This is a genomic window from Nocardia sp. 852002-51101_SCH5132738, from assembly GCF_001665695.1.
Classification (GTDB): domain Bacteria; phylum Actinomycetota; class Actinomycetes; order Mycobacteriales; family Mycobacteriaceae; genus Nocardia; species Nocardia nova.
Map to the genome: position 1 here is coordinate 19,000 of NZ_LZML01000195.1, position 12,917 is coordinate 31,916.

Genomic DNA, 12,917 nt, shown 5'->3' on the forward strand with positions numbered 1-12,917 from the left:
GCTACTCGACTTCCTTCGCCTCGTGCCACGCCCCGGCCAGCAGGGCCCGCGTCTCCCGCAGCAACTGCGGCATCACCTTCACCCCGCCGACGACGGTGATGAAATTGGCGTCCCCACCCCAGCGGGGAACGATGTGCTGGTGCAGGTGGTCGGCCAGCGAGCCACCGGCCACCCCGCCGAGATTCAGCCCGACGTTGAATCCCTCGGGCCGCGACACCTTCTTCATCACCCGGATCGCCCGCTGGGTGAACGCCATCAGTTCGGCGCTCTCCTCGGGGGTGAGATCCTCGAGGTCGGCCACCCGCCGGTAGGGCACCACCATCATGTGGCCGGGGTTGTACGGGTAGAGGTTGAGCACCGCGAACACCCATTCACCGCGCGCGATGACCAGCCCGTCCTCGTCCGACATCTTCGGGATCTCGGTGAACGGATGCTTCAGCCCGGCCGAGGTCTTCTCCTCGGCACCGGCGGGCGCGTCGGCCTCGGCCGGCGCGCTCCGGGTGTCGCGATCGGCCGCGACCGCGCCGGTGATGTAGGACATCCGGTAGGGGGTCCACAATCGCTGCAACCGGTCCGGGTCCCCCGCTCCCGTGTCGACGATCCGACCCGGATCCTGTTGCGTCACAGCCTCTTCCACCATGCCCTCACTCACGCCCCACCGGTCCGGACCTCGAATCCTTCCGCGCTCGGCGAGGCGTTGTCGCGCCGCGAGATCCAGTCGACGACGGTCGCCACCGCATCGGCGACCGGCACGCCGTTGACCAGCGTGCCGTCGCGGAATCGGAAGCTCACCGCACCAGCGTTCACATCGCGCTCGCCGGCCAGCAGCATGAACGGCACCTTCTGCGCGGTGTGGTTGAAGATCTTCTTCTGCATCCGGTCGTCGCTGCGGTCGACCTCGGCCCGCACACCGTGCGCGCGCAGTTCCTCCACCACGGAGTCGAGGTGTTCGGCGAACGCGTCGGCGACCGGGATGCCGACCACCTGCACGGGCGCCAGCCAAGCCGGGAAGGCGCCCGCGTAATGCTCGGTGAGCACGCCGAAGAATCGCTCGATGGACCCGAACAGGGCGCGGTGGATCATCACCGGACGCTGCTTGGTGCCGTCCGAGGCGGTGTATTCGAGGCCGAAGCGCTCGGGCAGGTTGAAATCGAGCTGAATGGTCGACATCTGCCAGGTACGGCCCAGCGCGTCCTTGGCCTGTACGGAGATCTTCGGGCCGTAGAACGCGGCGCCGCCCGGATCCGGAACCAGGTCCAGACCCGAATCGGTGGCGACCTTGCGCAGCGTGTCGGTGGCCTCCTCCCACAACTCGTCCGAGCCCACGAACTTCTGCGGATCCTTCGTCGACAATTCCAGGTAGAAATCGTCGAGACCGTAGTCACGCAGCAGGCTCAGCACGAACTGCAGGGTCGAGGTCAGCTCGGCGTGCATCTGCTCTTTGGTGCAGTAGATGTGCGCGTCGTCCTGGGTCATGCCGCGCACCCGGGTCAGCCCGTGGACGACACCGGACTTCTCGTAGCGATACACCGACCCGAATTCGAACAGCCGTAGCGGCAGCTCCCGATACGACCGGCCGCGCGAGCGGAAGATCAGATTGTGCATCGGGCAGTTCATCGGCTTGACGTAATAATCCTGGCCGGGCTTGCGCACGGTGCCGTCGTCGTTGTACTCGGCGTCGAGGTGCATCGCCGGGAACATGCCCTCGCGGTACCAGTCGAGGTGTCCGGAGACCTCGAACAGATGCCCCTTGGTGATATGCGGGGTGTTGACGAATTCGTAGCCCGCGGCGATGTGGCGGCGCCGGGAATAGTCCTCGAGTTCCTTGCGGATGATGCCGCCCTTGGGATGGAACACCGGCAGGCCCGAACCCAGTTCGTCCGGGAAGGAGAACAGATCCAGTTCCAGGCCGAGTTTGCGGTGATCGCGCTTCTCGGCCTCTTCCAGGATGCGCAGATGGTTCTCCAGCGCCTCCGGCGACTCCCATGCGGTGCCGTAGATGCGCTGCAGATCCTCGCGGTTCTGGTCACCACGCCAGTAGGCCGCCGAGGAGCGGGTCAGCTTGAACGCGGGAATGAACTTGGTGGTCGGGATGTGCGGGCCGCGGCACAGGTCGCCCCACACCTTCTCGCCGGTGCGCGGGTCGAGATTGTCGTAGATGGTCAGCTCGTTACCGCCGACCTCCATGATCTCCGGGTCGTCGATTCCCGACTTGTCGCCGATCAGCTCCAGTTTGAACGGCTCCTTGGCCAATTCCACCCGAGCCTCGTCGACCTCGACCACCCGGCGCGAAAACCGTTGGGCGCCTTTGACGATCTTCTTCATCCGGGATTCGAGCTTGGCCAGATCCTCCGGGGTGAACGGCCGCTCGACCTGGAAGTCGTAGTAGAAGCCGTCCTTGATCGGCGGGCCGATGCCGAGCTTGGCCTCGGGGAACTCCTGCTGCACCGCCTGGGCCAGCACGTGGGCGGCCGAATGGCGGATGACGCTGCGGCCGTCCTCGGAGCCGGCGGTCACTGCCTCGACCTCGACGTCGGTCTCCGGCACCCAGGACAGATCCTTGAGGTTGCCCTCGCCGTCACGCACGACGACGACGGTGTCGGGGCCCTTGGTGGGCAGGCCCGCTTCGCGCACCGCGGCGCCCGCCGTCGTCCCGGCCGGCACCCGGACGAGGGCGGCGAGGGTTGTGCGGGCTGAGGTGGTCACGGCTGCGCTCTCCTTGAATATGTCGGCATTCTCGGTCCAGGCCGGTCGACGAACAGAAAAGTCACCGGCGCGACCAATGCTATCGGGACAGTACCGGTCGCGCGCCGATGGACCGCCCGCGAACCGGCCGCGACCCGCTCATCCGCGCCGGGCCAGCTCGGTGAGCAGCCGCTCGCGCTCGGCGGCGGGCCTTTTCGGACAGCTGGTGCACATACCGCAGCCGGGCACCTCGTAGACCAGGCAGCAGGAGATCCGCCGCACGAACGTGCGCGATTCGACATCGGTGAATCGCGGCGCGGGCAACCGTTCGCCGACCTGGGCGGCCAGCCGCGCACCCGCCTCGGGGTCGCCCGCGTCGATGGCCCGGTTACCGATCGCATCGGCGACGATCGCCCACAGCGCCGCCGGACCGGCGCCGGTCACCCGTGCCACCACCGGGATGACGCGCCGCAGCGACTCCCCCAGCGCCGCGCCGACCGCTTCGGACTCGCTCACGGCGTCGGGCACGATCCGCTCGATGCCACCGTCGGGCCGGATCTCGCAGCGCAGCCCTTCCAGCGTGGGGTCGGGCGCCGGTGCGCCGCTCGCATACGCCTCGGTGATCGGATCGACCAGCGCCGAGGCGGCCATACACCACCACAGCGTGCCCGACACGCGGGAATTGCCTGTGCCCCAGGAGATTCCCATATCGGCGATCCGTTCCGACAGCCACGCGGGCTCGGTGAGTTTGATGCCGGCCACCTGGGCGGGCACCCCGGACTCCACCGACTGCGCAACCATTTCCCTCCGACTCCGATCCACGTCGATTCACCGAATGCACCACCTCCACCATGGCATGTCCGCCGCGCTCGGATCGAGGCGTCGGCCGCGGGTTTCGGGGTGCGCCGCTCAGCGTATCGGCGCGGGCGACGGCGACGCTCAGGCGCGCCGGACGGGTGCGCGAGTTCGGCTGTCGGGCTGCCGAACTCGCGCACCCCGCGCCCGGATCAGGCGTGGGTCCGATCCCGGGCGGGTATTCCGGGTCGCTCGGCATCGGTGATCTCGGCGATGCCGGTGGTGGTGACCTCGAGGACCCGTGCGGTTCCGATATCGAAGAACAGGCCCGAAAGCGCAACACCGCGCTCCTCGACGGCCCGGGCGACGACCGGATGCTCCCGCAGCGTCTCGAGCTGGACCGCGACGTTGACCATGCTCAGCTGGTCGGCCGGGCCGTATCCGGCGGCCGCCGCGGCCGCCGCCACCGGATGGCCGGCTCGGTAGCGCTGCAGGGCCGCGGCGCCGTGGGCCAGCCAATCGTCGATATCGGGGCCCGCGGACCGGTCGGACAGCAGAGCGTTCATCGCACCGCAGCCGGAATGTCCGCACACCACGACGTTGCGCACCGACAGGTTGTGCAGCGCGAAGCCGAGCGCGGCGTCCACCGACACGTCGGTGCCGCGCGCCGGGATCAGATTGCCGATATTGCGGACGGTGAACAGGTCACCCGGGCCGCTGTTGGTGATCACATTCGGCACGATCCGCGAGTCCGAGCAGGTGAGGAAGAAGGAATCCGGGTCCTGCCCGTCGCGCAGTTCGTCCAGATGCGGCCGCATCACGTGCGCGTGGCTGCGATGGTAGGCGGCGACACCGGCGGCGACCGGATTGCCACCCTCGGAACGCCACGGTCCCAGGACGTCGTCGAGCAGCCCGCGGGCCCGGGCGCGCCGCGGCGGGCGCTCTGCGGCATCGGCCATCCGCACCGTTCCGATCTCGACGAATTCCACGGTGCCGCCGGTACTTTCGTGCTGCTGCGCCCAGGAGTGGATGGCGTCGTAGGCGGCGTGGTCGAGGAAGTCGACCGTCAGCTCCACCAGGACGTCGGCGCCGGCGGGCACCTTGGCCAGCTGCCCGGTCAGCTTCGGCAGGGCCAGGAAGGTGCAGGTGCCGTCCACGCTCACCAGCCACCGGTCGGTTCCCTCGACCGGACCGGCCTCGACCGAGACGCGCACCACGCGCCACAACAGCAGGGCGAAGGCGACGACCAGTCCGATCAGCACACCCTCGAGCAGGTTCAAGAACACCACCGCAGCGATGGTCACCGCGTAGATCACCAGTTCACCGGTGCGGTGGGCGATCTTGATGTGGGCGAGCTTCACCAGCTGGATACCGATCATCACCAGCAGTCCGGCCAGGGCCGATTTCGGGATCTGCTCGACGACACCCACCAGGGCGATCGAGAACAGCAGCACCCAGACGCCGTGCAGCAGCGCCGAGGCCCGGCTGCGCGCACCGGCGGTCACATTGGTCGCACTGCGCACGATCACGCCGGTGACCGGCAGGCCGCCGATCATGCCCGAGGTCACGTTGGCCGCGCCCTGGGCCATGAGCTCACGGTCGAAGTTGGTCCGCGGGCCGGTGTGCATCTTGTCGACCGCGACCGCCGACAACAGGCTCTCCACGCTGGCGATCAGGGCCACGGTCAGCACCGCCAGTGCGACGCCGCTCCAGTCTCCGCTGGGCATGTTCGGCAGGCCGATGGCGTCGAACAGCGAACCGCTCATCGTGATGCGGGCGGGGTCTCCGGGCAGCACCAGCGACAGCGCGGTGGCGACCACGATCGCCACCAACGGTCCGGGCACCACCCGGATCTTGGCCGGCACGTAGCGCCAGCCGAGCATGATCGCGATGACCAGACCGCCGATCACGACGTCGATACCGCTGAGGTGCAGCAGCTGATTCGGTAATTCGGTGACGTTCTCCCACGCAGAGCTCTGCGACGATCCGCCGAGCAGGACATGAACCTGCTGCAAGGCGATCGTGATGCCGATGCCGGCGAGCATGGCGTGGACGACGACCGGTGCGATGGCGAGCGCGGCGCGCGCGATCCGGCTCAGGCCGAACACGATCTGCAGCAGGCCGGCGCCGACGGTGATGAAACAGGTTGTCTTCCAGCCGAATTGATTGATGGTCTCGGCCATGACCACGGTCAGTCCGGCGGCCGGGCCGCTGACCTGCAGGACGGAGCCCCCCAGAGTTCCCACCACGATGCCGCCGACGGCGGCGGCGATGAGTCCGGCCGCGACCGGAGCGCCGGTGGCGACCGCGATGCCGATCGAGAGCGGCAGAGCGACGAGAAAGACGACGACGGAAGCGGGCAGATCGTGTCGAAGGACAGAGTTCATCCGGTCCGACCAGCTGGGGCCCGGCGGGGCCGAGGGTCTGGACGTAGCGACGGTGTCGGTGGACATATTGCTCCTTCACCGGAGCCGCCGCAGCGGTCCGGTCGGTCGAACATGTTCTCCAGGCATCGAATTCAGCTGCGAGACTCCGTTGTCCAGCAGTGAGCCGGAAGCGAGGGCAACTCTAATAGTAAAGACTAAGCAAAGCCTTAGAAAAGGGTACTTAGCCTCGCACACGTTCCCGATTCGATGTGACGGCCCTCACGCCCTGGAGCTGTGACCTGCGCCGGCACCACTGTGCGCCCGCTCAGCGCGCGTTTTCCACCCGGGGAATTGCCAAAACTGGGAATGCTCCTTTCAGGAAACCGGCACCGGCACCGGGTGCCGGAGGTCGTCGATATCGGCGATACCGTCGGGCCTGATCGCGAGCACGCGGGCGGTGGCGATATCGAAGAACAGTCCCGACAGCACCACACCGCGGGCCTCGATCCCGCGACGCACGACGGGATGGGCGGACAATGTTTCGATCTGCACGGCCACGTTCACCATGCCCAGCTGGTCGACCTCGCCGTAGCCGGCGGCCGCGGCCGCCGCCGCGACCGGATGCCCAGCCCGGAAACGCTCGAGCGCCGGGCGTCCGTGCGCGAGCCAGTCGTCGAGACCCGAGCCGGTGCGCAGACCGTGGTGCAGCGCGTCCATGGCACCGCAGCCGGAATGCCCGCAGACGACGATCGAGCGCACGTCGAGTTTGTTCAGCGCGTAGACCAGCGCGGCCTCGACCGAGGTGTCGCGGCCGTCGGCGGGGATCAGATTGCCGATATTGCGCACGGTGAACAGGTCGCCCGGGCCGCTGTTGGTGATCACATTGGGCACGATGCGGGAATCGGCACAGGTAACGAACAGCGATTCCGGATCCTGGGTGTGTCGCAGTTCGTCCAGATGCGGCCGGATCATGTGCGCGTGGCCGCGGTGGTAGGCCGCGATACCGGCGGCGATCCGGTCGGAGCGGGTGGTGGGACGCCAGGGCGCGAGAACGTCGTCGAGCATGCGCCGGGCGTGCCCGCGCGCGGGCGGGCCCGCGGTGAGGTCGGCGATCCGGACGGCGCCGAGTTCGACGAATTGCACCGTGCCGCCCAGGCTTTCGTGCCGCTGCGCCCATTCGTGCAGGGCGTCGGATGCGGCGTGGTCGATGAAATCGACGGTCATCTCGACGGTGACCGGAACTCCTGCGGGGATCTGCGCCAGCTGGGCGGTGAGCCGCGGCAGAGCCAGGAAGGTGGCCGAACCGTCCACGGTCACCAGCCAGCGCCCGGTGTCCCCGACCGGCGCGGCCACGATCACCACCCGCACCACGCGCCACATGAGCAGCGCGAACGAGAGCACCAGCCCGATCAGCATGCCCAGCAGCAGATTCCCGAAGATCACGACGAGAACCGTTGCGGCATAGACGATCAGATCGCCGGCCCGGCGCGCGAGGCGGATGTGCGCGAGTTTCACCAGCCCGATGCCGATGACGATCAACAAACCGGCCAGGGCGGCCTTCGGAATCTGGCGCACCACCTCCACCAGCGCGACGGAGAACACCAGCACCCACACGCCGCTGAGCATGGTGGAGGCCTTGGTTCGCGCGCCGGCCTTGGCGTTGGTGATGCTGCGGACGATGACCGCGGCGATGGGCAGGCCGCCGAGCATGCCGGAGGTCATATTCGCCACGCCCTGACCGAGCAGTTCGCGGTCGAGGTCGGTGCGATACTCCGGCCGCAACCGGTCGACGGCCACCGCGGACAGCAGCGTCTCCACACTGGCGATCAGCGCGATGGTGAACGCGGTCAGCACGACGGCGCTCCAATTGCCGTGCGGCAGTTGCGGTAACGACATCGCGTCGAACAGCGAGCCGTGCAGGGTGATGCGCTCCACGCTGGTGGGGACCACCATCGCGAGCGCGGTCGCGGCGACCACCGCGGCCAGGGGCGCCGGGACCGCCCGCACTCGGCCGGGCAGATAGCGCCAGCCCAGCATGATCGCGATCACCACCCCACCGACCAGCGCGTCCCCGGCGTGCATCACGGTCAGCTGATGCGGCAGCTGCACGATGCTCGCCCACGACGAGCTCAGCATCTGCCCGCCCAGCAGCACATGCAACTGCTGCAGTGCGATCACCACGCCGATGCCGGCGAGCATGGCGTGCACCACCACCGGCGCGATGGCCAGCGCGGCGCGCGCGATGCGGCTCAGGCCGAACACCACCTGCAGCGCACCGGCGCACACGGTGATGAAACAGGTTGTTGCCCAGCCGAACTGGTGGATGGACTCGGCCACCACGACGGTGAGGCTGGCGGTGGGCCCGCTGACCTGCAGGACCGAACCACCACACAGCCCGGCGACCAGACCGCCGACGACGGCAGCGATCAGCCCCGCCGCGACCGGCGCGCCCATGGCGACGGCCACACCGATGGACAGGGGTAACGCGACGAGGAAAACCACCACGGAGGCGGGTAGATCGTGTCGTACTGCGACCGAGAAGCTCCGAGGTGACGTCCGTCGGACCGAGTCGGTGTCGGTGGACATATTTCTCCTTCGCCGAACCGGTGTCGGTTCGGTCCATCGGTGGAACATGTACTGGCATCGAGAGGGGGCGGGCGAAGCGAAGAACGCGAGATGTGTTGTGGCTGCGACGCATCCGGACATGCGAGCCCGGCAGCGGCACAACGCGCTTAATAGTAAAGACAACGCAAAGCAGTTGGAAAGGGTTTTCAGCACAAAAGTCGGTACCGGGACCTAATTGTGATCTATATCACAACTCAATCGGGGGCTCCACCCCATCGACACTCCCCCGAATCGGAGGAGAGCGTCGAAAATAGCTGGCGCAGAATCGCTTCGCGTCGCCCACGGGCGATACTACCGCAGCGGCATTCCTGGTCACTTGTACGATTCGCCTATCACCGAGGGCGATCGCGACCGCCGCGGCGCACTGCGGGACAGTGGGAAGGCAGGGTCGGTGTCGGGCGCCGGCCGGGACCGAGACGAGGAGGCAACAGTGCATATCGCTGTACTGGGCATGGGACGGATGGGCCGCGCCGTGGCCGGGCGCCTGCTCGACGGCGGGCATCGGGTGACGGTGTGGAATCGCACGGAAGGCAAAGCGGCCGAACTGATTTCGGCCGGAGCGACGGAGGCCGGCACTGTCGCGGCAGCCGTGTCGGGAGTCGACGCGGCCCTCACCGCGCTCGCCGACGACGCGGCGGTGACCTCGGTGGCCTTCGGCGAGCTGCAGACATCCCTCGATTCCGGGACCCCCTATATCGACTGTTCGACCGTCTCCCCCGCATTGGGCGCCGCCCTCGCCGACGCCTTCGGTGACCGGTTCCTCGCCCTTCCGATCGTGGGCGCGCCTGGCGCGGTCACAGCCGGGAAGGCGACGCTGCTGGCCGGTGGGCCCGCACCGCTGCGGGACCGGCTCGCACCTCTGCTCGGCACGCTCTCCGAGCGGGTGCGCCACTACGATTCGGCGGCCCATGCGCTGACCGCCAAGGTGACCACGAACTTCCTGCTGATCACCGGGGTGGCGGCGCTGGCGGAGGCGTTCGCCGTGGGGCGATCCGGCGGACTCGGCGACGCTGAGCTGCGCGAATTGCTCGCCGACGCGCCGGTCGTCGCGCCCGCCCTGGCGAATCGCTTCGATGCCGTGCTCACCGCATCCCCTGACGGATGGTGGACCACCGTCCTGGGCGCCAAGGACGCGGGACTCGCCTTCGACCTCGCCGCGGAGGCGGGCGCCCACCTGCCGTTGGCGGAAATCGTCCGCAAGCGTTACGAGGATGCGGCACGAACGAATCCCGGCGCCGATATCGCGGCCATCGCCGCGCTGTACCGGGACGGCGGCGACTCGGCGCAGGGGTGAGCGATCGCCTCGCCGACTCCCGGCGGGGCGACGCGAGGCTCGGCAACTCAGGGGCTGGGCCTCTCAGGGCTGCGCCGGTCAGGGCCGGGCCGGTCAGGGCTCGGCCCTCACCCGGGCCCTCAGGACTGGGCCGATCCGGACGCGGCAGCTCCGGACTCGGCGGCCCCGGGCTCGGCGAAGTGCACGACTTCCCACAGATGCCCGTCGGGGTCGGCGAAGTAGCCGGCGTAGATCCCCCACGGCCGCGTGCGCGCGGGCTGCACCACGGTGCCGCCCGACGCGCCGGCGAGTTCCAGAACTCGTTCCGCCTCGGCGTCACTGTCGACGAACCAGCCCAGACTCATCGCGGAACCGCGCATACGTTCCGGCGGGATACCCGCGTCCTTGGCCAGGTCGTCACGCCCGTAGAGCGCCAGCGTCACCCCGTTGCCGAGCGTGAACATGACCACCGCCCCACCGGGATTCTCCGCGTCCGGCCGGAATTCGGTTCCGATGATCCCCGGTGACTCCAGTCCGAGCGCTCGGTAGAACCGCAGCGACACCTCCAGATCGCGCACGCCCAGCGTGATCGCGTGGATCTGTGCTCGCACCCCGATACCTCCGTTCTCGTCGTTGTCCGCACGCAGTCAACCCCGAGGCGCCGGGGATGTCTTGAACGGATCGGACACGTCGCGCGCTCGGTCTCACTGCCGCACGCCCCGCGCAACTCCCGGCGCCGATGTCGCGGACCGGATCGCATAGCGCGGCGCGACCGCGAAATGCCGTCCAGCCGCATCGGAAACCGCTGGTCACGCCGGTGCGGTCCAGGCCGGCCGGCCGCGTAACCAGGTCTTTACCGCAAGCCCTTGTCGCGTAACGCGGATTCTCCGCACGCTACCGGCATGCACCACCGCTCCGAACAGCTCCACTCCGATCGGACCGCCCGCGACCGCCGGGCCTTCGACGATCAGATGCGCGAAATCCTGCCCGCCGCAGCGCAGCTGCCCGCCCGGCGGCTGCGGGATCTGCTGCGCGCCGATCTGCGGGCGGGCGCGTTCGGCACCGGGCGGTTGCCCGGCGAGCCGGAATTGATGGCGCGCCACCATCTCCCGCGTGATGTGGTCCGCGCCGCGCTGAGCATGCTGCGCGCCGACGGTCTGATCGAGCGACGCCGCGGCGTGGGGACGGTGGCGGTCGGTGAGCACTACGTCGTCTCCGGCGCGCTGCCGCCGGAGGGCCGGACGCTCGAGCAGCACCTGGCCCTGGGCCGGATCTCACCTCGCCTGCTGTATTGGGCCTGGATCCCGGCACCGCCGGTGATCGCCGCCCATCTGGCCGGCGTCGGGCCCGGAGACGACTGTCTGTGCGTCGAATACGTTCTGCTGCTCGACGATCGCCCGCTCGCGGTGTTCACCAATTACCTGCGCGCGCCGGAGGCGACGCGCATCGACCAGGCCGCATTCGGCGACGACTTCTACAGCCTGCTGCGCGGCGGCCGGGTGGATGTCGGGGGCAGCGACGTCGGCGTCCAAGCCGCGCGCGCCGACGATTGCACCGCGGCACTGCTGCACGTCCTGCCCGGTGAGCCGGTGCTGCTGGTGGAACAGACGATCCGCACCCGCGACGGAGTCGCCGTCGATTACGCCCTGGGCTCCTGCCGCGCCGAGATCCAGCTCGAACTCGGCGCCATCCCCCGCCTCGACATGACCGCCACCCTGCCCCGCTGATGTGAGGACGACCATGACACTCGCCGATCCACCCGTACTCTCCGGCCTGACCGAGGCCGCCGCCGCGCTGCGCTCCGGCGAGACCACCGCCACCCGGCTGGTCGAACAGGCCCTCGCCGCCGCCGACGCGCACGACGCGGCGCTCGGTGTCTACCTGTCGCGGTTCGACGAGCGTGCCGTCGCACAGGCCGCGCGCATCGACGAGAAGCTGGCCGCCGGCGTTCCGGTCGGGCCGCTGGCCGGAATCCCGATGGGAATCAAGGATATTCTCGCCCATTCCGCCGCACCGACCACCGCGCAGAGCCTGGTTCTCGATCCCGGCTGGGGCGCCGCCCAGGGCGATTGCGCGGTGGTCCGCCGGCTCGAGGAGGCGGGCGCCGTCGTCACCGGCAAGGTGACCACGATGGAATTCGCCATCGGCATCCCGGATCCGGCCAAACCCTTTCCGGTGCCGCGTAATCCGTGGGATTCGTCCCGCTGGGCGGGCGGGTCGAGTTCGGGATCGGGCAGCGGCGTGGCCGCCGGGATGTTCCTCGGCGCCGTCGGGACCGACACCGCGGGCAGTATCCGGATCCCGGCCGCCTTCAACGGAATCACCGGATTGAAACCGACTTTCGGCCGCGTCCCGAAGTCCGGTATGGTTCCGCTGGGCTACACCCTCGACCATCCGGGCCCGATGGCTCGGTCGGCCGCCGACTGCGCCCTGCTGCTGTCGGTGCTGGCGGGCTACGACCCGGCCGATCCCTACAGTGCGCACACGCCGGTCGACGACTATCCCGGCGCGCTCACCGGCGATCTGACCGGACTGACCATCGGCGTGGACACCCTGGACCGGTTCGCCGACGGCGGTGTCGATCCCGCTCAGCCACAGCGATTTTCCGACGCGGTGGCCGTGCTCGCCGAGGCGGGTGCCCGCATCGTGCCCGTGGAGGTGCCGATGTACCGGGAGCTGACCGCGGTCGACGTCGTGGTCATGCTCGCGGAGGCACACGCCTACCACCGGACCGCACTGCGCGAACGCTGGGCGGACTACGGCCGGGCCACCCGCATCATCCTCGCGGGCGGCGATGCGGTCAGCGGCCCGGATTATGTTCAGGCCCAAAGGGTTCGCCGCATCGGTCGGCAGCGGATGTCCGAACTGCTGAGCAAGGTGGATCTGGTGGTGACACCGACCGGGCACCTCGGCGCCCCCGCGATCGCCGATCTGGATCAGCGGCAACCGATGGGTGTGCTGTCGAGTCTGCACACGCCGTACTGGAACCCGCTCGGCAATCCCACCCTCGCGTTGCCGATCGGCACGACCGCCGACGGTCTGCCGCTGTCGATGTCGGTGTCCGGCAACCATTTCGACGAGGCCACCGTCCTGCGCGCCGGTGACGCCTACCAGCGCCGCACCACCCATCACACCGAGATCCCCACCGCTCTCCGCTGAACCGTCAGGAGCCG

At 69.0% G+C, this 12,917-nt stretch carries 9 protein-coding genes; 3 read left to right on the forward strand and 6 right to left on the reverse strand.

Annotation, left to right across the window (positions count from 1 at the left end; all coding sequences use genetic code 11):
* Position 1: 1 nt before the first annotated feature.
* From A5789_RS30365 to A5789_RS30385, 5 genes are all read right to left on the reverse strand, one after another.
* A complete protein-coding gene (locus A5789_RS30365) occupies positions 2–640 on the reverse strand; it encodes an HIT domain-containing protein (RefSeq protein WP_063019123.1) in 639 nt (212 codons plus the stop codon).
* Positions 641–648: 8 nt separating this feature from the next.
* A complete protein-coding gene (thrS, locus tag A5789_RS30370; protein WP_063019125.1) occupies positions 649–2,706 on the reverse strand; it encodes a threonine--tRNA ligase in 2,058 nt (685 codons plus the stop codon).
* 138 nt (positions 2,707–2,844) lie between these two features.
* Positions 2,845–3,486 (reverse strand): (2Fe-2S)-binding protein, encoded by a 642-nt coding sequence (locus A5789_RS30375; RefSeq protein WP_064901657.1) that lies wholly within the window; start codon positions 3,484–3,486, stop codon positions 2,845–2,847.
* Between the two features lie 206 nt (positions 3,487–3,692).
* On the reverse strand, positions 3,693–5,933 hold the full coding sequence (locus tag A5789_RS30380) for a bifunctional SulP family inorganic anion transporter/carbonic anhydrase (RefSeq protein ID WP_064906638.1): 2,241 nt from the start codon (positions 5,931–5,933) through the stop codon (positions 3,693–3,695).
* Between the two features lie 288 nt (positions 5,934–6,221).
* Complete coding sequence (locus A5789_RS30385) at positions 6,222–8,432, reverse strand: SulP family inorganic anion transporter (RefSeq protein ID WP_064923657.1); 2,211 nt, start codon at positions 8,430–8,432, stop codon at positions 6,222–6,224.
* Between the two features lie 469 nt (positions 8,433–8,901).
* Between A5789_RS30385 and A5789_RS30390 the strand changes: the two genes are divergently transcribed.
* Entirely contained in the window at positions 8,902–9,765 is an 864-nt protein-coding gene (locus A5789_RS30390; RefSeq protein ID WP_146098663.1) for an NAD(P)-dependent oxidoreductase, read from the forward strand.
* 119 nt (positions 9,766–9,884) lie between these two features.
* On the opposite strand, the gene A5789_RS30395 is transcribed toward A5789_RS30390, so the two are convergent.
* The gene (locus A5789_RS30395; protein ID WP_064906628.1) at positions 9,885–10,355 is read right to left on the reverse strand and encodes a VOC family protein; all 471 of its coding nucleotides are present in this window, start codon (positions 10,353–10,355) and stop codon (positions 9,885–9,887) included.
* 291 nt (positions 10,356–10,646) lie between these two features.
* Here A5789_RS30395 and A5789_RS30400 point away from each other — a divergent pair, with 291 nt between their 5' ends.
* Complete coding sequence (locus A5789_RS30400; protein WP_063015582.1) at positions 10,647–11,471, forward strand: GntR family transcriptional regulator; 825 nt, start codon at positions 10,647–10,649, stop codon at positions 11,469–11,471.
* Between the two features lie 13 nt (positions 11,472–11,484).
* Entirely contained in the window at positions 11,485–12,903 is a 1,419-nt protein-coding gene (locus A5789_RS30405) for an amidase (RefSeq protein WP_064906626.1), read from the forward strand.
* The last annotated feature ends 14 nt before the right edge of the window (positions 12,904–12,917 follow it).

What these genes read in the sequence shown, in the direction of transcription:
- A5789_RS30365 (WP_063019123.1), bottom strand. Translation starts at nt 640, where the DNA reads ATGGTGGAAGAGGCTGTGACGCAACAGGATCCGGGTCGGATCGTCGAC.
- A5789_RS30375 (WP_064901657.1), bottom strand. Translation starts at nt 3,486, where the DNA reads ATGGTTGCGCAGTCGGTGGAGTCCGGGGTGCCCGCCCAGGTGGCCGGC.
- A5789_RS30380 (WP_064906638.1), bottom strand. Translation starts at nt 5,933, where the DNA reads ATGTCCACCGACACCGTCGCTACGTCCAGACCCTCGGCCCCGCCGGGC.
- A5789_RS30385 (WP_064923657.1), bottom strand. Translation starts at nt 8,432, where the DNA reads ATGTCCACCGACACCGACTCGGTCCGACGGACGTCACCTCGGAGCTTC.
- A5789_RS30400 (WP_063015582.1), top strand. Translation starts at nt 10,647, where the DNA reads ATGCACCACCGCTCCGAACAGCTCCACTCCGATCGGACCGCCCGCGAC.
- A5789_RS30405 (WP_064906626.1), top strand. Translation starts at nt 11,485, where the DNA reads ATGACACTCGCCGATCCACCCGTACTCTCCGGCCTGACCGAGGCCGCC.